Origin of the sequence: Bacteroides sp. An51A, assembly GCF_002161565.1 — a bacterium.
In the GTDB taxonomy this organism is placed as follows: Bacteria; Bacteroidota; Bacteroidia; order Bacteroidales; family Bacteroidaceae; genus Phocaeicola; species Phocaeicola intestinalis.
Genome location: NZ_NFIC01000010.1, coordinates 60,700 through 79,147, shown reverse-complemented (window position 1 = coordinate 79,147; position 18,448 = coordinate 60,700). Strand labels below are relative to the sequence as shown.

Genomic DNA, 18,448 nt, shown 5'->3' with positions numbered 1-18,448 from the left:
TAGAAACTGTTTTGAATTGATTCAAGAATAATGTTATAAGCATCTTCAGATCTCAAATCAGCCGGTCAATTGGAAAAATGTTATATCTTTAAAGGTACCAAACAATAAAGTTATGACACAGTATCCAACCGACCTGACTGAAAAACAGTGGCAAGTTATAAAAAATATTTTAGAGCCGCAAGCGAGGAACCGAAAACATCCGCTTAAAGAGATAATGAATGCCATCCTTTATATCAACAAGACCGGCTGCCAGTGGCGTATGCTTCCTTCTGACTTCGCCCCTTGGCAAACCGTCTATTACTACTTCCGCAAGTGGAAGCTTGAAGGTGTGTTTGAAGAGGTGATGGATGCCTTGCACTCCCTTATCCGTAAACAGGCGGGACGGGAGGAAAGTCCCAGTCTTGGCATCATGGATTCCAGAAGCGTAAAGACTTCCCATCATGTTGATTCTGACCGTGGTATAGACGGGAACAAGAAAATCAAGGGACGGAAAGAGCACATCATAGTCGATACGCTTGGCCTTCCGTTAGCCGTCACAATCCATGAAGCCAACCTGCATGACAGCAAGGGCGCCCCACAAGCCATAGAAAAACTCGCTTATAAATTTCCGCGCTTGGTTAAAATATTGGCGGATGGAGGCTACAGGGGAGATTTGGCTGATTGGGTCAAGAAGAAATTCGGATGGATATTGGAGGTCGTACTCAGACCGGACGAATGTCCATCCAAATTTCAAGTACTGCCCAAACGCTGGATTGTGGAACGCTCTTTCTCATGGCTGGAAAACTTCAGAAGGCTGACCATCGATTATGAATTCCTTGCTGAAACCGCAGAAGCTATGGTACAGATTGCATTCATCCAAATCATGCTTAACAAATTTATCGAATGAAATCAAAACAGCTTCTTATTATGGGAGGTTATAACATAGAAATTCTTGGAATTTTCATGTTGGGCAGTATTCTTTATGTGATATGGGTTCTGCTTTTTATGAAGAAAAGAAGAAAATTGGATTATATGCGCTTTCAGGAAGCATCAGCCAATCAGAGTAGTATTGTTCAGTTAATAACTGGTATGCAGGATATTAAGTTGAATGGTTGCGAAAAACAAAAAAGATGGGAATGGGAAAGAATACAAGCAAGGCTATTTAGTGTCAGCGTAAAAAGTTTGGTTCTAGGACAGACGCAACAGGTTGGAGGTACATTCATTGATCAGACCAAGAATGTATTCATTTCTTTTTTGGCTGCAAAAGCTGTGATAAACGGAGATATGACTTTAGGCATGATGACTGCAATGCAATATATTATAGGTCAGCTGAATGCTCCTATTTCCCAATTTATTACTTTTGTTCAGGAAGCTCAGGATGCCAAAATATCATTGGAGAGATTAAGTGAGATTAATGATAAGAAAGATGAAGAAGATAATGACCGGGATTATATTAATGAGATTCCTGATGATGCTGATATTGAATTTAAAGATGTAGTTTTCCAATACAATGGTCCTCATTCAGAAAAAGTCTTGAATAATATAAATATAAGAATACCACATAATAAAGTAACAGCGATTGTTGGAGCGTCAGGAAGTGGTAAAACAACCATGTTGAAGATGATGCTTGGATTTTACGAACCGGTTTCTGGAGAGGTTTTATTAGGAGGATATAAAATTTCCGACTATAGTCCTACAGTTTGGAGGAAAGAATGTGGAACAGTAATGCAGGAGGGATTTGTTTTCTCTGATACGATATCGAATAATATTGGAGTTTCAGACGAAGTTCCTGATATGGCCAAGATAAAACGAGCAGTAAAAATAGCTAATATTGATGATTTTATTAATGGGCTTCCGCTCAGATATAATACCAAAATCGGAGCCGAAGGTAATGGTGTAAGTACAGGACAACGACAGAGGTTGCTTATTGCAAGAGCGGCATATAGAAATGCACGTTATTTATTCTTTGACGAAGCGACAAATTCTCTTGATGCAAACAATGAAAAAGTCATAATGGAAAATTTGAATGAACTTTTTGAAAACAAAACTGTGGTTATTGTTGCTCATAGATTAAGCACTGTGAAAAATGCCGATAATATAATAGTTTTGAACAAAGGGAAAGTTGTTGAACAGGGAACACATAAGGAACTTACCCAATTACAGGGATGTTATTATAATTTAGTTAAGAACCAACTAGAATTAGGAAACTGATAAACTAAGATATAGAATATGCCGCATGATACTAATTTTCATAGTGAAGAAGCTCAAGAAATTTTAGGAAAGATACCATCATGGATTATACGGTGGGGCATTACATTGATATTCCTAATTTTTTTGGCAATTATAATTGGATGTTGCTTTATAAAGTATCCAGAAAGAGTTAACGGTACGGTTACCATAACAACGGTATGCTCACCCATTGATGTCGTTTCAAAAAGCTCAGGCAACATTGAACGAATATTTGTGAACAATGGTGATTCAATAAAAAGTAATGTAATTCTTGGTGTTATACATTCTAATGCTAATTACAGGGATATTCTTGCTGTTGAACGAGATGTTATGCAGGTTAATGATTCTGTGTTGAAGTTTGCTGTATTTGATAACTGGATATATAAACTATATGACCTTGGCGATTTACAAAGTGAATGGACTTCATTCTCTTCGGCTTGTTTAAAGTATCGTGATTATATAAAACGAGCTGTTATAGAGCAGAAGAAAGGACTATTGAAAGAACAAATAGGCAAACAGACTGAGTATTACTCCCAGATGAAAGATCAAGCTGATATTTTGAGGAACGATTTGAAGTACGAAGAAAAAGACTACAGACGTGATTCTTCATTGTTCATTCATAAGGCGATTTCGGAAACCGAATACGAAGAATCAGCTCGAAAATTGCTTCAGACACGCAATAATGTTGTTTCATTTGAAGCTCAAATGACATCGACAGAATTGTCTATTTTGCAGAACAGACAACAGATAATAGAATTATCTATACAACAGGATGATGAAGTACTGGAAATGGAGCAAAATATAAATAATAGCAAGGAAAAATTGCTTGCTTTAATTAAAAACTGGAAATTATCAAACCTGTTAGTGTCTCCTATTGATGGCACTATCTCTTTTGTTAGGAAATGGGATGAAGGACAATTTATTAATACAGGGGAAGCATTTTTGACAGTAGTACCAAAGAAAGACTATAAGGTTATTGGCATTGTTAAAATACCACAAGAAAATTTTGGTAAGATTGAAAAAGGACAAAAGGTAAATGTTAGATTAAATGGCTATCCTTATATGGAGTATGGTTTGCTGATAGGGGTTATCGGATATTTGTCTTCTGTTCCAGAAGAAGCTACAGATCAACAATCTTCTCCTCAATATACAGCAGAAATCGTTTTTCCTAATGGTATGAAGACTTCTTATAGAAAAGAACTAAGGCTTATTCAAAAGATGAATGGAACCGCAGAAATAATAACAGAAGAGCGTAGTCTAATGATGCGTTTAATTGATCCTATTATTGCATTGTTAAAAAGTGGTATATAGATGAAATCTTATCTTTGGCTTATAGCATTTTTAATTTTCTCTGAGAATATGTCATATTCTCAGGAGAATAATCGTTTGCAAAAATATTGGACTTTGGAAGAGTGTATTCGTTATGCTTTGGAAAATAATATTGAATTAAAGTCTGAAAAGCTTTCTGTGGAAGAAAGCAAAATATCTTTTTCTGACAGCAAATGGGCTTTTGCTCCAAATGTTTCAGCCAGTACTTCATATAATCTTTCAATAGGTCGTGTTCTTGATGAAACTACTTATGAATTTGTAACGAATCAGATGATGGAAAGTTCTAGTTCATCCGTCTCTGCAAATATATTGCTTTTCGATGGTTTAAAAAGCTTACGACAACTGCAATACTCTAGATTAAATAAGGAAGCTGCTGCATTGAAATACAAAAAGGCTGAAAATGATTTGTATCTAAACATAACAGCTTATTTCTTGGAGACTCTTTGTGCGCTGGAGAATATTAAGAATTGTACGAGTATCGTAGAGTCGTTAAAAGAACAAGAAGAATTAGTATCTGTAAAGGTCAATCATGGCAAAGTTACTGAAGCCGATTTATTGCAAATTCAATCAAAACTTGCGGATGCTGAAAATACACTTTTATCCGCGGAGCACAGTTATGATTTGTCCAGAATGAACTTATGTCAGCTTTTGGAGATTAAGAATTATACATCTTTTATTCCAAGTGTAGAAAATACAGATAGTATAGAATTTTCCTCTTATAGTCATACGGATATTTTAGGAGGAATTGATTTTCTACCGGAAATCGCTTTGGCAAAAAAGAATATTGAGTTGTCTAGAAAGAGTATACAAATCTCAAAAGCCCAATATTACCCAACTTTGTCACTAAGTTTAGGTTATGGAACAAGTTTTTCCAGTGCAAGACAAAAAGTTTTGCAAAATGAAGATGGTTCATATCTATATAGTCCATATTCTTTTGGGGAACAATACAAAGATAATGCTAATCAATATATATTGTTAAATTTAAATATCCCCTTATTTAGAAGCTGTTTTGATTTCATTCGATAAATTTGTTAAGCATGATTTGGATGAATGCAATCTGTACCATAGCTTCTGCGGTTTCAGCAAGGAATTCATAATCGATGGTCAGCCTTCTGAAGTTTTCCAGCCATGAGAAAGAGCGTTCCACAATCCAGCGTTTGGGCAGTACTTGAAATTTGGATGGACATTCGTCCGGTCTGAGTACGACCTCCAATATCCATCCGAATTTCTTCTTGACCCAATCAGCCAAATCTCCCCTGTAGCCTCCATCCGCCAATATTTTAACCAAGCGCGGAAATTTATAAGCGAGTTTTTCTATGGCTTGTGGGGCGCCCTTGCTGTCATGCAGGTTGGCTTCATGGATTGTGACGGCTAACGGAAGGCCAAGCGTATCGACTATGATGTGCTCTTTCCGTCCCTTGATTTTCTTGTTCCCGTCTATACCACGGTCAGAATCAACATGATGGGAAGTCTTTACGCTTCTGGAATCCATGATGCCAAGACTGGGACTTTCCTCCCGTCCCGCCTGTTTACGGATAAGGGAGTGCAAGGCATCCATCACCTCTTCAAACACACCTTCAAGCTTCCACTTGCGGAAGTAGTAATAGACGGTTTGCCAAGGGGCGAAGTCAGAAGGAAGCATACGCCACTGGCAGCCGGTCTTGTTGATATAAAGGATGGCATTCATTATCTCTTTAAGCGGATGTTTTCGGTTCCTCGCTTGCGGCTCTAAAATATTTTTTATAACTTGCCACTGTTTTTCAGTCAGGTCGGTTGGATACTGTGTCATAACTTTATTGTTTGGTACCTTTAAAGATATAACATTTTTCCAATTGACCGGCTGATTTGAGATCTGAAGATGCTTATAACATTATTCTTGAATCAATTCAAAACAGTTTCTTAGTAATTCGACTGTTAATTCCATAAAAAAAGCTAAGTTGGAACTTAAACGTAATGAGTATGCTTTCTATACGGTAAGGAAACAGGTCGAGAAAGAACTTACTCAGGCAATGATGGATGTAGAAACTGCATGGAAGAAATTTCAAGGGTCAAAGAAATATCTGTCTTCTGCCAAAGAAGCGATACGACAGATAACGCTAAAATTTGAAACTGGAGCCGCTGGTATTTTAGAATATAATGATGTTATGTCTTCTCTAATTGATGCTCAGACTCAGTATCTTTCTACTAAATATGAATATCTTTTCAAAATTAAAGTACTAAGTTTGTATCAAAACGAATTTGTAATAAGATAAAAAAGCTCAGAGTTAAGGAATAATATATATTTAACGTCCTTACTTCGATATATATTCATACTTACATAAATAAATTTAGACAGTGTCCCTCAGATACAGCCCTTGAAAAATTGGTTTATCTTGCATACCGCAACATAAGAAGTGGACTATGACATTGGCCAATTGGGCTACAATCTCACAGCAACTGGCATAAAGTTTGGAGAACAATTTTAATTATTGTAATTTTCGCTCATCGATACGGGTGATTTCGCCCCTTGGTGCTGACCGTTTCGACCAATGAGTTTTCTACTGAAAAATAATGCGTGATACAGTTTATTTTACACTATCCATATAGTGTGTGGTAAGTTAAATGTTGTTTTGATAATTATTTGTGATTTTATTTCGTAAGTTATGGAAATAATCTATTTTTGTAAGTCAGAATTTATAATATTCATTTTGTTTGAAACTTAATTCTAAAAATATGGGAAAAGAATGTTTTATCTATTGCTTATTTTGTTTGCTTTGTATTTCATGTTCAGAAAATAAGCAACCAGCTCCAGAGCATAAATTGACGGTAGAAATTGAAGGTATTGATTATGACTCATTGTTCATTTACCGTTTTTCTCCTGGTGATTTCTCAAAACTGAAAATTGCAGGTGAAAAAAAAGGAAAAGGGAAATGGCTTTTCTCTATCCCTGATACTGTATATAATAATCTAGTAGACTTTGAGTTTGTCCCACAAACTTTTGATTATAATAAGAGTACTAGTTATCGGATGGTATTTCAACAACAAGTTAATGGTAAACTTTGTAATTTGCAGCAGTTAAATTTCAATGATTCTTTGGATTTTATTTTTATTAAATATAAAGAAACAGTCATACACGATAGTATTTTTATGTCCGCTCCCAATGGGGAATTGGTGTGTGGTACATACAAGCAGATATTTTTTTCCTTGAAAGAACCGAAAAAGAACCTTGATTTTTTGTTGCGCATGGATGATCCTTATTTCTCCATGTTTTTGGCGAAAGATACAATTTATCCTTATCGGACTTTTTATGATGAATATCTGGATAAAGTAAAACGAAATCCAGATTCAAGATATTATATATCCCGTCTTGCAACCCAACTGAAGTCTTATAAGACAAAAGAAGATATAAAACGTATGTATGATTGTTTTAGTGATAGAATGAAACAGTCTGTTTTTGGTCAGAAAATACAAAAATATTTGGATGAACTTGTTTCCAATGAATTGCTTGAAAATGCTAAGACCGGTAAGCAAGAATATGTTATAGCAGATTCTTCTAGATACACTCTTATTCTGTTTTCAGCTTCATGGTGTCAGCCATGCCATAAGCAACTGCCATTGCAGAAAAAACTATATGCGCGATTGAAAGAAAAGTTGGATATGGTAACAGTTTCTATTGATGAAAAAAATACTGTAGAAGAATGGAGAGCATTTGTAAAAGATAAAGCTATTCCTTGGCGGACTATGTTTTGTCGTGATGTAGAGAGTATCAGAAATACTTATAAAGTTCCTGCTATTCCACACTGTAAGTTGGTTTATCCTGGTTTAAAAGATATGGAAGTATTCGACTTGTGGGATGAAAGCGATGTGGACAGGTTGTGTAGCACTGTAAGTCGTGAGTAACTTAGCATTTACTGAATATCCCTTTTTAGGTAGCTATGGCAAAAACAGCAAAAGCCTTTAAGAATAAAAAGAAGGGTGAAAATTCAAGTTTTGATTCATACGATAGATGGCTTAAAAAGCATGTTCGGCGTACAAGACAAATATATAAGAAACCAACTAATTTGCAATACTTTGTGTATATAAATTAGTTGGCTAATTATTACCGTTTAGTGTATGTCCCTAGCAGGGGAATAGCTAATACATTATGTTTAGTTTATTGTTTTCTTTTTCCGCATAATCAGAAAAGAAATCGATGATGTGAGGATAGAAATTTTTTAGACTTGTATATTGGCTCTGTTTTTTTTCATACTTTCTTAGTAGATAGACAAGTTCAGGCATCCACCTGAAGTTGCGTTGTATTTGCGCTGATAGTTCTTTTCTTACTTCTAACAAAGGATACTTCTTATCCAGCATATAACAAATGACAGCGGCACGTACCAATGATTCGTTTATCATGGTCTTCCAGTTTCCGTATGCTTGTTTTGACATAGCCCATTGAGAGGATTCGAACAAATCTGTAGCAGCTTTTTCAAGTTCTTCTACATGATTTGGATATTTGCTTTCATCCAGTAGATAATTGATAAAGGAATGGTTGAACTCGTGTATTAGGGTGGGAAGATAGTCTTTACTGTACTGTGGTTCATTATCCTTATTAACGAAATAACCCACAATGGCAAATACTTCCTTTTCTTTATTTCTTGCGTGGCGGTTAACGCCATAATTTCCTCCGCCGTTACAAAAGCCGATAATGACTGAAAAGTTTTCTTCTGGCTTATTACCATAAAATGATTCATACCAGCTTATATCCAAGTGATTGAGTACCTTTTCTTTATAATCTTGTATAGCTTTTTTATAAATTTTTGTGTGTGCTTCAAAGAAATCATGAAAGCAACTCTCTTTATAGAAATCGGTCAGCAAGTTAAGAAACTGAGTTTTATCCACTTCGTTCCATCGTTTTTCTAATGTATTGATTTCTTCTTTTATTAAAAAGAAATTATCATTTTCTTTTTGGAGGTGGATAGCCATTGACATGACTGCATCAAAAGAAATGCCATATTGCTTCCTAACTTTTTTCATAAATGGTATAATCGGATGTCTTTTCACAGGACTGAAATGTTGGTCTATATCCTTGATATATTGTCCAGCAATGTCCATGTGGTATTCTGGATATCCAGCCATTCTAGATATAATACTCATTAATTCAACATTTTCATTTACTCGTAGTTCTATATTTTGGGATTTGATATTATTGCATAGAGTAAATGTAAATAATAATATTAGGAATGTTTTTAAATTCATAGTGTTGATTATGTGAAGGAGCTGTCTTATAAATTGAAGACAGCTCCTTTTAAATTGTTATATATGTGCTAAGCACCTGTTATACACTGACAATCATAAGTTGGACCTGAACTAGTTCTGCATACTCCAACATTTCCCATAAAATCAGTACAAGTTCCACTGCAAGAACCTGTTGTAGGACAAGAAGAGCGTACAACTTTGCCGCCTTCAACTTTTTTCAAATCTTCCTTGTTTAAGAAAGAAATGCCTGATAATTTCATCGTTTTCATTGTATATTATTTAATCGTTATATATTTGCATAAAGTTTCAGAAACTGTTTTGAATTGATTCAAGAATAATGTTATAAGCATCTTCAGATCTCAAATCAGCCGGTCAATTGGAAAAATGTTATATCTTTAAAGGTACCAAACAATAAAGTTATGACACAGTATCCAACCGACCTGACTGAAAAACAGTGGCAAGTTATAAAAAATATTTTAGAGCCGCAAGCGAGGAACCGAAAACATCCGCTTAAAGAGATAATGAATGCCATCCTTTATATCAACAAGACCGGCTGCCAGTGGCGTATGCTTCCTTCTGACTTCGCCCCTTGGCAAACCGTCTATTACTACTTCCGCAAGTGGAAGCTTGAAGGTGTGTTTGAAGAGGTGATGGATGCCTTGCACTCCCTTATCCGTAAACAGGCGGGACGGGAGGAAAGTCCCAGTCTTGGCATCATGGATTCCAGAAGCGTAAAGACTTCCCATCATGTTGATTCTGACCGTGGTATAGACGGGAACAAGAAAATCAAGGGACGGAAAGAGCACATCATAGTCGATACGCTTGGCCTTCCGTTAGCCGTCACAATCCATGAAGCCAACCTGCATGACAGCAAGGGCGCCCCACAAGCCATAGAAAAACTCGCTTATAAATTTCCGCGCTTGGTTAAAATATTGGCGGATGGAGGCTACAGGGGAGATTTGGCTGATTGGGTCAAGAAGAAATTCGGATGGATATTGGAGGTCGTACTCAGACCGGACGAATGTCCATCCAAATTTCAAGTACTGCCCAAACGCTGGATTGTGGAACGCTCTTTCTCATGGCTGGAAAACTTCAGAAGGCTGACCATCGATTATGAATTCCTTGCTGAAACCGCAGAAGCTATGGTACAGATTGCATTCATCCAAATCATGCTTAACAAATTTATCGAATGAAATCAAAACAGCTTCTAAATAAAACGTCTCTAAAGATAATTAAATTTTTGAATGGCGTCATCAGTGGATTTCAAAGGTGTTAACACATTGAATCGCTGCTATATTTATTCTTGTCATATTTATGTTAGTAGTGTTTCTAGTTCCTTATCTATATGGGGAAGGTGAAGCTATCTTCTAGCACATATTTTTCACAAAATGATATTACTGGAGTTTGTTCTATATTTCTATGCCTTGTTTGTGTTTATAGCTTTCTGTAATATGGTTTTGTGATAATGTTATGTTCTCAATGGTTCTTAATATTTCATCCATCCCGAATATCTTGACAGTGGCGATGAATGTATTGGAGGATATGTCCGGCTGAAGGCTTTTCAACAAATTCTCCGATGGCTGATACCCTTTCATTTTCAGTTCCAAAATGGCATTGAAGTCATCCTTTTGTACGGCATTGATGAATGACTGCTCTTGTTCGTGGGCGATGTCCGGCATATTGACGGTGTGCAGACGCTTGCCGAACAGGAACAGGTTTTTTCCGATAGTATCGGCGTGATCCGCTCTGACACCGCAGTCTTTTGCATATTCCATCCAGTGTGATACGGATTCGGCGACTTCTTCAATGATTGCCTTGTGGCTTCGTATTCCCATGTTTTTTCCCACTTTTTGCAGATCATCCGTGCTGAAGTTGTCCTGTTTCCCGTTCAGCGACATCTGGTGTCGGTTCGTCCATTTGCCTCCTGGTGTATAGGAATAGCAAAGGTCGTATGCCGGCGCAAGGCTCCAGTTCCCTTGTTTATCCATCAGGAACGAGAAGTTTTTGGTATGGTCATCGTGGTTTCGTGCCATGACATTGAACACCATTCTCCGGTACAGTTCTTCCTGCTCCTTGTATGACAGTCCCATCAAGCGTATGATGCGGAACATCTCTTCGTAAGAATGCCGTGCGTCACGGTCGTAGTGCGCAAGTCCGGCAAGTGTCTGTACATGAATTTTCTCACCGTCCGCTTCCCGGTCGAAACGCCGTGTCATGAAATGATGTGAGTCTCCTTCAGTAAGCAGCCTGCACTCGGTCATGCGGATTCCGCAGGAAGTGGCCATTTTGTAGTAGGCGTATTCGATGTTGCCTATTCCTTGGGGATTGTCCGTAATCTGGGTATGCTCACTGTATGTGCCTCCATCGAATTTGAGCAGCCAATAGCCGAAGCCTTCCGGTGCTTTCACCTGTCCCGAACGTACTACGCCCGTTGTGTCGTTATAGGCGATGATGGCTTTGGGCTTGGCACCTCCGGCTGAGGTTCCGACTTTCAGGATGTCGAGTATTTTCCTGTCCTGCTGGTGCAGTTGTGCCTGAAATCTTTCCCTGTCCGTAAATACGGATTTGGCAAGTTCTGTCAGTTCCTCTACATGGAGGATGCTGGATTCTTCCATTCCCTCGATGTGCTGGCTGGGTTCAAACTCCAGTGCGCCCATCGCACGCTTCCCCGTGTAGCACAGCCTGTCGAGTGGGGTGATTTCTTCTTCCGCCAGTCCTCTGCTGGCAAACCATTCATTGATAATCTGGTTCCCGAATGCATCCGGCAGCGCATCGGCAACCAGTCCGGGAAGTCCTTTGAAACAATTGTTCCTGTTCTCCAAAAACTGGTAGGGCGTTCCTTTGTAATTGCCTATGGGCATGGCAATCGGCGCGATGTCAAGCCCGCTTCGGATAAAACTCCGCTCGTAATCGAACAAGGCGGTTCCGGTGCTTTCGTCCCATGAAAGCGATCCTACCGCTTTCCCCCATAGCTTGATGTCTACAATCAAATCACTCATGGCTGTCGTCTTTCGTATGCCGTACCCTGTGGCGTTTCTTTCCCTGCATCCGTTTCAGTTCAATCGGGCTTATCTTTGTTTCCGGCACCAACAGTTCCAGATTCTCCAACAGTCCCAATTCGCGGATGGCGCAAAGGAACAGCAGCATCGAGACGGGCTTGCCTTTCTCAATGTTGGCTACGGTCAATATGCTCATGCCTGCCCGTTCTGCCAGTTCTCCCTGTGTCATATTCTGTTTGATGCGGATGTCTTTCAGGCGGCGGCCTATCTTAGCCAATACCGCCGGGTTGCTCATTTCCTGCCACATATACTCTTCTTTTTCTGCAAATATATAAAATAATATATGCAAATGCAAGTATTAAACTGTGTATTTGCTTATAATATATATAAATGTATATATAAAATATTTGTGTCAGTTACATGGGTATTTCTTTGATTTGAAGCTGTATGTTGAGCTCTTGGCTGCGTTTGATGGTTTCCGGCCTTTTTAGGAATTCGGAGCACTCTTCATAATTGTAGAATGTCAGGAAATATCCTTTGAAGGGTTGTATTTCAATTCCGCTCTCTGTTATATAGAGGCTATATTTTGTCTCTGAATCAGCTATGCAGTAACATTTTTCTGTGCATAGCGGTGTTCGTATCTTGTTTATCTGCTTTATTTCTTTCATAGCTGTAACTATATGTTAAATGGTGGCATACTCATCCAATGATTGGATTTCCTTTATTATTTCATAGAAGCAGCTTTCTGTAAGAGGGGTAAGGGTAGAGACATTGCTCCCGTCAAATGATTCTCCGTAAATAAGCCGGTCGAGTTTCAGGTTGTGATTGAGGTTTTCCCGGATGCAGTTTCGTAGTTTCCATAGGTTCCCCAAATTCATCCATGATTGGTTCTGGTCTTTAATGGCCATGAAAAGTGCGATTGCCGTTTCCAAGTAGAATCCGGTATGGTTGTAATCGGATAAGACCTCACTCCCGTTATGATAGATGTAGATGTTTTGTCCGTCATCATCGGTCATAACCTGACACTCCGAAAAAGGAATCTGACTGTATTCGTTATTATGCATGATTCGTGTGATTTACTGTTTGTTTATACTGGTTTTATTTTCTCTTTGTTCATCTTGTTTTGATTTCAGTTCAATGCCGTTTCTCCGTAATATCCGGTAAACAGTTCCTGTACTTCCGATATGCAGTATCTTCTGTATTTGCCGGATGGAAGTCCCTGTCTGGTAAAGCTTGATGCAGCTTTTCTGCTTGGCGACATTATTTTTGTTGATGGTTGCCTTCCGTCCGAATTTCACCCCCTTTTCTTTGGCTATCCTTCTTCCTTCCTGTGTCCTTTCCACAATCAGGTCTCGTTCAAATTGGGCGAAGGCTCCCAATACGTTGGTGATAAGTTGCCCAGTGGCTCCTTCGGTGCTGATGTTGTCTTGCAGCGAGACGAAATGAATACCTTTATCCCTGAACCCGTCAAGCAGCATGAGTATGTTCCGCAAAGAGCGTCCGAGGCGGTCTAACTTATAGACAATAAGGGTATCTCCCTGCCTGATGAACGACAGGCAGGCATCCAGTTCCGGGCGGCTTCCTATGCGTCCGGACAGCTTTTCCGAGAAGATCTTTTCACATCCTGCGGCTTTCAACGCCTCAATCTGCATGTTGAGGTTCTGCTCTCTGGTTGATACACGTGCATAACCGATTTTCATAAATGCCTTATCTTATAACAGGTTGGTAATGGCTGTGGCTGGTATCTCCAATTTGGAGAAAGCAAACATCTTCTTTCCCAAATCTTTCAGAGAAGCACCGATATGGTAAATGTCCGTATCGTCAATGATTAGGAAACGGTCGTGGCTGTCCCGGTAGGTTCTGATGTCAATAGGCGGATATTGGTCATTGTGCCGGTCAAGGTCAAGCTGAAGCTGTGGCGTGATCCGTTGCGTGTAGATGACCGCTGACACACCTGCATTGCGCTTGCTTAACATAAGCAGTACGGCTTCATCCACGTAGTTGTCTATCAGAAGAAGCGACCTCTTGGCGGTTTTAATCAAATCTGTCGCGAACTTATAAGCATCGAATATCTGTCCGTTGTAGAATATGCCTTCCACCGGAGGCAGGGAAGTGCGTACAAAGAAGTCTATCTTTTCAGAATGTTGGGCTACTGTTTTTTCGAGTTGTTCAATACGTTGATTTATAGCATATCCTTTAAACATATAGTCTTTAAGAATGGCGTTAGCCCACCGTCTGAACTCAACGCCTCTTTTTGATTTCACTCTGAAACCTACAGATATGACCATATCAAGATTATAATGCTCAGTCTGATAAACTTTGCCATCAGCAGCAGTTGTCGCAAATTTTGCGACAACTGGAACATTATCCAGTTCTTCTTTAAGGGCATTATTGATATGCTTGCCTATTGTTTTGATGTCACGGTCAAAAAGCTCGGCAAGTTGCGAACGGTTTAGCCAGACATTGTCTCCCTCTAAACGCACTTCTAATTTTAGCGATTCATCGGGTTGGTATAATATGATTTCTCCTTGTTCCATTACTTTTTGTTTGTTCTTAATTCTTCTAATTTTTGCATAGCAAGGCTAAACTTTTCATTAAAATCGATGTCATCAGGCAGAACAAACCAAGTAGGAATACCTCGTGACTGTGGGTTTCCTATACATTCATCTTGTCCATTTTCTTTTCTATAATCTCCCCATTCACTGTAGGCAATATTCCAACGAATACCTAATTTATAATCACCTTCCCATTTAATGACGGCTAATGAATAGGCTGGATCAGTTTGACCATCATAAATAACTTCTACAACTTCAACCAAACCTTTTGGTGAATTTATGAACTTTGGATTTTTATAAGAATATGTACTCATATTTAACTGTTTTATTAATTTGTCTGTAAAGGTAATCAAATAAACGTATGTACGTATGTATGTATGTGTTTTTAACATATGAAAATTATTCTCTTTTCTGAATAAATCATCTGTAGTTATTAGTTAAGTATATTGTTTATAATTTGTTATGTGTGTTGGGACTCCAAATCGCTGTAATAATATTCTTCATATATGCTTGTAGGATTAAATATAATGAGAGGTTGTGCAATATGTTTTTTGTTTCTATTTAATTATTATGACGAGAAAAATAAGTAATAGAAACGTTTTTGCCTTTTTTAATTGCTATGATTGTTATATTGTGCGTTTCTTTTTTATTCTAATAAAACAGAAACGATGTAATGCGTTGTTTATGGTTAGTTCCTCCGCAGTGTATCAGCTAGATTCTGTTTAGAAAACTAAATTTGTCCACGAGATTATAAAATTTATATTAAAAACTAAGGAGGCTGTTGTTTTTGCTTTTTATTTTGCAAATAAAAATCAGAATCTTATAATATAAGACGACAGGCATGATTTTTTGTTGTAACTTTGCAGTTAAAGCAACTATAACCTAATCGGTAACAGGATTATAATGAGAATAGAGTATGTTTTTCCGCAGTCGTTCAATCCTGATGACGTAGACATCAGGTTGCAATATATATCCGTAAGTCAATTGGAAAAAATGATTGAAACGGGTAAATTGCGTATGCCCGAAACGGAAGAATTGCAAAGGATGTCAAATGCTTGGAACGATAAAGAAAGAAGTTCATTTATAGAATCTATTATGGCTAACTTGCCTGTTCAGTTAGTCTATTTGGATGGAAGCAGAACTCCTTGGACAGTAATCGATGGTTTACAGCGGATTAGTTCGATTCATAGGTTCGTCCAAAATAAATTGGTGTTGAATGGATTAGAATATTTTAGTAAAGAATGCGAAGGAAAGTCTTTTTCCTCTATCCCATTTTATCTAAGAAGTCGGATAAAATCGACAAATATAGTGGCTTATGTCATCAATCCCGGCACTCCGAATGCTGTGAAATTCAACATTTTCAAAAGAATAAATAAAATAGGGAAACAGCGTAATAGAGAAGAATTAAGAAATATTTTCTTTCAAGACTCTGTGTCAAAGCGTATTGCAAAATTGGCGGAATCATCAGAATTTCTACAAGCTACTCATAAAATGATAAGCCAAAAAGGAATGGCCGATCGGGAACTTGTTTGTAGATATTTTGCTTTCAGGCTTCTTCTTCCGTTCTTTGGTACGACAGAAAATATGGATGATTTCTTAGACAAAGGGATGGATGCTCTTTCATCTTTGTTTGAAGACGATTTAGAAAGGGAAACGGCCCGGTTTAAAACAACAATGCAACGTTGCTATACCGTGTTGAAGGATATTGCATTCATCAATTTAAATGCTGCAAAAAAACGGGTAAATAAAAATTTGTTTGATGCGTTTTCTTATACAATATCAAAGTTGAATGATAATGAATATCAGAGTTTACTTCAGCAAGTAAGACAGTTTAAAGAAAAATATATGCAACTTTTTGAGGGAAAAGGATTCTTATGTGAAAGAGAATTGCGGAAGACTTCAAAAGAAGCTATTCAAAAACGATTTGATATGATGAGTGAGTTCGTCAAACAGTTTATATAGCATATTATGATAAAAGAAATAAGACTTAAGAATTTTAAAGTTTTTGAAGAGGAATCTTTCAACATAAAGCCTCTAACTTTAATTACAGGTATAAATGGAATGGGTAAATCCACTATTATACAATCATTGCTGTTCCTCAAACAGAATTATGAATTGGGGTATTTATCTAATCCAAATAAAAAATTACGTTTGAAACATGACTTCATCAACTTGGAGTCTGCCGGAGATATATGTTATACGTTTGCCGAAGAAAAGAGTGTTTGCTTATCGGTCAAAGAAGATAACGGAAATGAATATCAATGGGTGTTGGATGCCAATGAAGCAGGAAGCGAGGAGGTCGGCTATAAATATACTGGCAGTGATATTCATGGACTTTCTTTATTTGATGACAGATTCATATTCTTGGCGGCAGAGAGATGGGGACCCAAAGCCCAATATAACAAGTCGGAAACGAGAGCATATAATACGTCATTGGGCATACAGGGAGAACTTACTCCTGCTTACCTAAACAACGCCTTGTCAACCAATGAGGAGATTGGCATAAAAGAAATGAAACATCCAAAACTGGAAGAAGAGCAAATACAACTGACAGAAAACGTGAATGCTTGGATGGCTCAAATCATGCAAGTTCCTTCGTTAAAAGCAAATACTACAGAGATAGACAAAGATAAAATCAGATTGGAATATGGCATGGCCGGAACCAAAGGCAAGAAATACTCGGCTTTGCAAGTCGGTTTTGGCTTTACCTTTTGTTTGCCTATTATCGTTGCTTTGCTTAGGGCAAGGGCGAATGATTTGCTCATTTTTGAGAATCCGGAAGCGCACCTGCATCCAGCCGCACAAGTGGAATTGGGTAAATTGATGGCATTGGCTTCCGGTAAGGGAGTGCAAATCATAATAGAATCACATAGTGATCATATATTGAACAGCTTAAGATTGGCAAGGAAAGAAGGAATTATTTCACAGGAAGATTTGAATATAATCTTTGTCCAAAGAGACTTTGGTACAGGAGATGATACAGAAGTTACTTATATCGATGAAATTCAAATAACAGATGAGGGAAAATTAAATGACCGTCCTAAAAATTTCTTTGACAGTTGGGATGATATATTGACCAGATTGATTGACTAAAAGCATGGAAGCATACCTTAATGAATTAAGTATAAGACCATTCTCAAATAACAAAGATGCTCAGGACGCTTTTTTGCTATTAGGCAGATGTTTGCAAAAAATGTCCGAATTGGGCGTTTCAAATGTTCGTATGACAAATGAAGTAATGGGAAAGGAAATACTTCCCAGACAAACATGGAACAGGATATTGAATAACGAAACAGTGATTGATAAAGATTTGAAGTCCGTATTAATTGCTAAATTGTGTACATTGGAGCCTGTTGACGGTCTTGAAGACAAGTATAACGTCTTGGATTTCTCTTATAATAGAATGCCATGTAAAGGCTTAGGATGGGCTTCAGAAGCAATGGAAAATTCAATTGCTTTAGGATTCAAGCAAGAAGGCGTTTGGGACGATAAAAGTTATAACGTGAATATAAATTTGCTGGATGAGGATGGAAATGAACAATCGCTTACATCTGAATGTAAACATGTAACATCTTCAGATGGAATAGAAAATCAAAGAGATTTTCTCCTCCAGAAAATTCATATACCAACTAACGGGAAAGTATTGGTTAAACGTTCTGAGAAATTGTTTCCACATCTTAGATTTGCAAAACAGGCGTTGAATCAACTTGATAAAATCAGGGATTCGGTTATTATACAACAAATTTATTGGAGGCTACTGGATTTGGAGAGAGTTGCGGCTAATTCCAATTTACCTATTTTACCGGAAAAGTTCAAATATAAAACGACACCGGAATCAGAACAGCGTAGCAGATTGCCACAATTGAAAATCTTATTTGCAGATGGAGAGACCAGAACTTGTTCTTGGCATTCACGTTTTACCCCTGGGGCGGGGCGAATACATTTTTGTCCAGATGAACCGAAACAAACCTTTTATGTAGGATATATTGGAGAAAAAATCGGAGATTAAGAGCTTATTAATTGTATTTTGTAACATTTCTATAGAAACTAATTTGACTATCCCCTCTGTTGAATCAGAATGTGTTCATAGTTTCGGATGAGCCTTGACAAAGATAGTTTTATGGATTTAAATAGTGAGGA

At 37.7% G+C, this 18,448-nt stretch carries 19 protein-coding genes; 10 read left to right on the top strand and 9 right to left on the bottom strand.

Translation table 11 applies throughout. The annotated features are described in order from the left end of the window. Nucleotides 1–112 precede the first annotated feature (112 nt). From B5G04_RS17135 to B5G04_RS17120, 4 genes are read left to right on the top strand one after another with little or no spacing between them, the layout of a single operon-like run. A complete protein-coding gene (locus B5G04_RS17135; protein ID WP_087396588.1) occupies nt 113–886 on the top strand; it encodes an IS5 family transposase in 774 nt (257 codons plus the stop codon). Further along, nucleotides 883–2,190 (top strand): peptidase domain-containing ABC transporter, encoded by a 1,308-nt coding sequence (locus B5G04_RS17130; protein ID WP_239414134.1) that lies wholly within the window; start codon nt 883–885, stop codon nt 2,188–2,190. The genes B5G04_RS17135 and B5G04_RS17130 overlap by 4 nt, the downstream gene beginning before the upstream one ends. 18 nt (nt 2,191–2,208) lie before the next feature. After that, entirely contained in the window at nt 2,209–3,519 is a 1,311-nt protein-coding gene (locus B5G04_RS17125) for an HlyD family efflux transporter periplasmic adaptor subunit (RefSeq protein ID WP_087398100.1), read from the top strand. Continuing rightward, nucleotides 3,520–4,563 (top strand): TolC family protein, encoded by a 1,044-nt coding sequence (locus B5G04_RS17120; RefSeq protein ID WP_087398099.1) that lies wholly within the window; start codon nt 3,520–3,522, stop codon nt 4,561–4,563. On the opposite strand, the gene B5G04_RS17115 is transcribed toward B5G04_RS17120, so the two are convergent. Further along, nucleotides 4,553–5,326 carry an IS5 family transposase gene (locus tag B5G04_RS17115; RefSeq protein ID WP_087396588.1) on the bottom strand — a complete coding sequence of 258 codons (774 nt, stop codon included), beginning with the start codon at nt 5,324–5,326 and terminating at the stop codon, nt 4,553–4,555. The two genes, B5G04_RS17120 and B5G04_RS17115, sit on opposite strands and share 11 nt — an antisense overlap. A 91-nt stretch (nt 5,327–5,417) precedes the next feature. Between B5G04_RS17115 and B5G04_RS17110 the strand changes: the two genes are divergently transcribed. Together B5G04_RS17110 and B5G04_RS17105 are read left to right on the top strand one after the other, a co-directional pair. Further along, the gene (locus B5G04_RS17110; RefSeq protein ID WP_087398098.1) at nt 5,418–5,789 is read left to right on the top strand and encodes a TolC family protein; all 372 of its coding nucleotides are present in this window, start codon (nt 5,418–5,420) and stop codon (nt 5,787–5,789) included. A gap of 460 nt (nt 5,790–6,249) precedes the next feature. Continuing rightward, complete coding sequence (locus B5G04_RS17105) at nt 6,250–7,416, top strand: TlpA disulfide reductase family protein (RefSeq protein ID WP_087398097.1); 1,167 nt, start codon at nt 6,250–6,252, stop codon at nt 7,414–7,416. Between the two features lie 234 nt (nt 7,417–7,650). Here the strand turns inward: B5G04_RS17105 and B5G04_RS17100 are convergent, their stop codons facing one another. Both B5G04_RS17100 and B5G04_RS19490 read right to left on the bottom strand, forming a co-directional pair. Beyond that, complete coding sequence (locus tag B5G04_RS17100) at nt 7,651–8,754, bottom strand: DUF4932 domain-containing protein (RefSeq protein WP_087398096.1); 1,104 nt, start codon at nt 8,752–8,754, stop codon at nt 7,651–7,653. 68 nt (nt 8,755–8,822) lie between these two features. After that, nucleotides 8,823–9,023 carry a hypothetical protein gene (locus B5G04_RS19490; protein WP_143270478.1) on the bottom strand — a complete coding sequence of 67 codons (201 nt, stop codon included), beginning with the start codon at nt 9,021–9,023 and terminating at the stop codon, nt 8,823–8,825. Nucleotides 9,024–9,173: 150 nt separating this feature from the next. Between B5G04_RS19490 and B5G04_RS17095 the strand changes: the two genes are divergently transcribed. Next, the gene (locus B5G04_RS17095) at nt 9,174–9,947 is read left to right on the top strand and encodes an IS5 family transposase (protein WP_087396588.1); all 774 of its coding nucleotides are present in this window, start codon (nt 9,174–9,176) and stop codon (nt 9,945–9,947) included. A 216-nt stretch (nt 9,948–10,163) separates the two neighbouring features. Here the strand turns inward: B5G04_RS17095 and B5G04_RS17090 are convergent, their stop codons facing one another. The 6 genes from B5G04_RS17090 to B5G04_RS17060 all read right to left on the bottom strand — a co-directional run bounded on the left by B5G04_RS17090 (nt 10,164) and on the right by B5G04_RS17060 (nt 14,622). Continuing rightward, nucleotides 10,164–11,753 carry a type II toxin-antitoxin system HipA family toxin gene (locus B5G04_RS17090; protein WP_087398160.1) on the bottom strand — a complete coding sequence of 530 codons (1,590 nt, stop codon included), beginning with the start codon at nt 11,751–11,753 and terminating at the stop codon, nt 10,164–10,166. Continuing rightward, nucleotides 11,746–12,060, bottom strand: a complete 315-nt coding sequence (locus tag B5G04_RS17085; RefSeq protein ID WP_087398159.1) for a helix-turn-helix transcriptional regulator — start codon at nt 12,058–12,060, stop codon at nt 11,746–11,748. Before B5G04_RS17085 ends, B5G04_RS17090 begins: the two co-directional genes overlap by 8 nt. A gap of 376 nt (nt 12,061–12,436) precedes the next feature. Continuing rightward, complete coding sequence (locus B5G04_RS17075) at nt 12,437–12,817, bottom strand: exo-poly-alpha-D-galacturonosidase (RefSeq protein WP_087398157.1); 381 nt, start codon at nt 12,815–12,817, stop codon at nt 12,437–12,439. A 12-nt stretch (nt 12,818–12,829) separates the two neighbouring features. Beyond that, nucleotides 12,830–13,453: a recombinase family protein gene (locus tag B5G04_RS17070; protein WP_087398156.1), complete on the bottom strand. Its 624-nt coding sequence runs from the start codon at nt 13,451–13,453 to the stop codon at nt 12,830–12,832. A gap of 12 nt (nt 13,454–13,465) precedes the next feature. Further along, nucleotides 13,466–14,290 (bottom strand): RhuM family protein, encoded by an 825-nt coding sequence (rhuM, locus tag B5G04_RS17065; protein ID WP_087398155.1) that lies wholly within the window; start codon nt 14,288–14,290, stop codon nt 13,466–13,468. Then, entirely contained in the window at nt 14,290–14,622 is a 333-nt protein-coding gene (locus B5G04_RS17060) for a hypothetical protein (RefSeq protein WP_087398164.1), read from the bottom strand. The genes rhuM and B5G04_RS17060 overlap by 1 nt, the downstream gene beginning before the upstream one ends. A gap of 589 nt (nt 14,623–15,211) precedes the next feature. Between B5G04_RS17060 and B5G04_RS17055 the strand changes: the two genes are divergently transcribed. Genes B5G04_RS17055 through B5G04_RS17045 form a run of 3 tightly spaced genes read left to right on the top strand, consistent with a single transcriptional unit; the run spans nt 15,212 to nt 18,317 of the window. Continuing rightward, nucleotides 15,212–16,270 carry a DUF262 domain-containing protein gene (locus B5G04_RS17055; RefSeq protein WP_143270484.1) on the top strand — a complete coding sequence of 353 codons (1,059 nt, stop codon included), beginning with the start codon at nt 15,212–15,214 and terminating at the stop codon, nt 16,268–16,270. Nucleotides 16,271–16,276: 6 nt separating this feature from the next. Continuing rightward, the gene (locus B5G04_RS17050) at nt 16,277–17,401 is read left to right on the top strand and encodes an AAA family ATPase (protein ID WP_087398153.1); all 1,125 of its coding nucleotides are present in this window, start codon (nt 16,277–16,279) and stop codon (nt 17,399–17,401) included. Between the two features lie 4 nt (nt 17,402–17,405). Further along, on the top strand, nt 17,406–18,317 hold the full coding sequence (locus tag B5G04_RS17045; protein ID WP_087398152.1) for a hypothetical protein: 912 nt from the start codon (nt 17,406–17,408) through the stop codon (nt 18,315–18,317). Nucleotides 18,318–18,448 lie beyond the last annotated feature (131 nt).

Coding starts and splice junctions, on each gene's coding strand:
- B5G04_RS17135 (WP_087396588.1), top strand. CDS start 113: ATGACACAGTATCCAACCGACCTGACTGAAAAACAGTGGCAAGTTATA.
- B5G04_RS17130 (WP_239414134.1), top strand. CDS start 883: ATGAAATCAAAACAGCTTCTTATTATGGGAGGTTATAACATAGAAATT.
- B5G04_RS17125 (WP_087398100.1), top strand. CDS start 2,209: ATGCCGCATGATACTAATTTTCATAGTGAAGAAGCTCAAGAAATTTTA.
- B5G04_RS17120 (WP_087398099.1), top strand. CDS start 3,520: ATGAAATCTTATCTTTGGCTTATAGCATTTTTAATTTTCTCTGAGAAT.
- B5G04_RS17115 (WP_087396588.1), bottom strand. CDS start 5,326: ATGACACAGTATCCAACCGACCTGACTGAAAAACAGTGGCAAGTTATA.
- B5G04_RS17105 (WP_087398097.1), top strand. CDS start 6,250: ATGGGAAAAGAATGTTTTATCTATTGCTTATTTTGTTTGCTTTGTATT.
- B5G04_RS17100 (WP_087398096.1), bottom strand. CDS start 8,754: ATGAATTTAAAAACATTCCTAATATTATTATTTACATTTACTCTATGC.
- B5G04_RS19490 (WP_143270478.1), bottom strand. CDS start 9,023: ATGAAAACGATGAAATTATCAGGCATTTCTTTCTTAAACAAGGAAGAT.
- B5G04_RS17095 (WP_087396588.1), top strand. CDS start 9,174: ATGACACAGTATCCAACCGACCTGACTGAAAAACAGTGGCAAGTTATA.
- B5G04_RS17090 (WP_087398160.1), bottom strand. CDS start 11,753: ATGAGTGATTTGATTGTAGACATCAAGCTATGGGGGAAAGCGGTAGGA.
- B5G04_RS17085 (WP_087398159.1), bottom strand. CDS start 12,060: ATGTGGCAGGAAATGAGCAACCCGGCGGTATTGGCTAAGATAGGCCGC.
- B5G04_RS17075 (WP_087398157.1), bottom strand. CDS start 12,817: ATGCATAATAACGAATACAGTCAGATTCCTTTTTCGGAGTGTCAGGTT.
- B5G04_RS17070 (WP_087398156.1), bottom strand. CDS start 13,453: ATGAAAATCGGTTATGCACGTGTATCAACCAGAGAGCAGAACCTCAAC.
- rhuM (WP_087398155.1), bottom strand. CDS start 14,290: ATGGAACAAGGAGAAATCATATTATACCAACCCGATGAATCGCTAAAA.
- B5G04_RS17060 (WP_087398164.1), bottom strand. CDS start 14,622: ATGAGTACATATTCTTATAAAAATCCAAAGTTCATAAATTCACCAAAA.
- B5G04_RS17055 (WP_143270484.1), top strand. CDS start 15,212: ATGAGAATAGAGTATGTTTTTCCGCAGTCGTTCAATCCTGATGACGTA.
- B5G04_RS17050 (WP_087398153.1), top strand. CDS start 16,277: ATGATAAAAGAAATAAGACTTAAGAATTTTAAAGTTTTTGAAGAGGAA.
- B5G04_RS17045 (WP_087398152.1), top strand. CDS start 17,406: ATGGAAGCATACCTTAATGAATTAAGTATAAGACCATTCTCAAATAAC.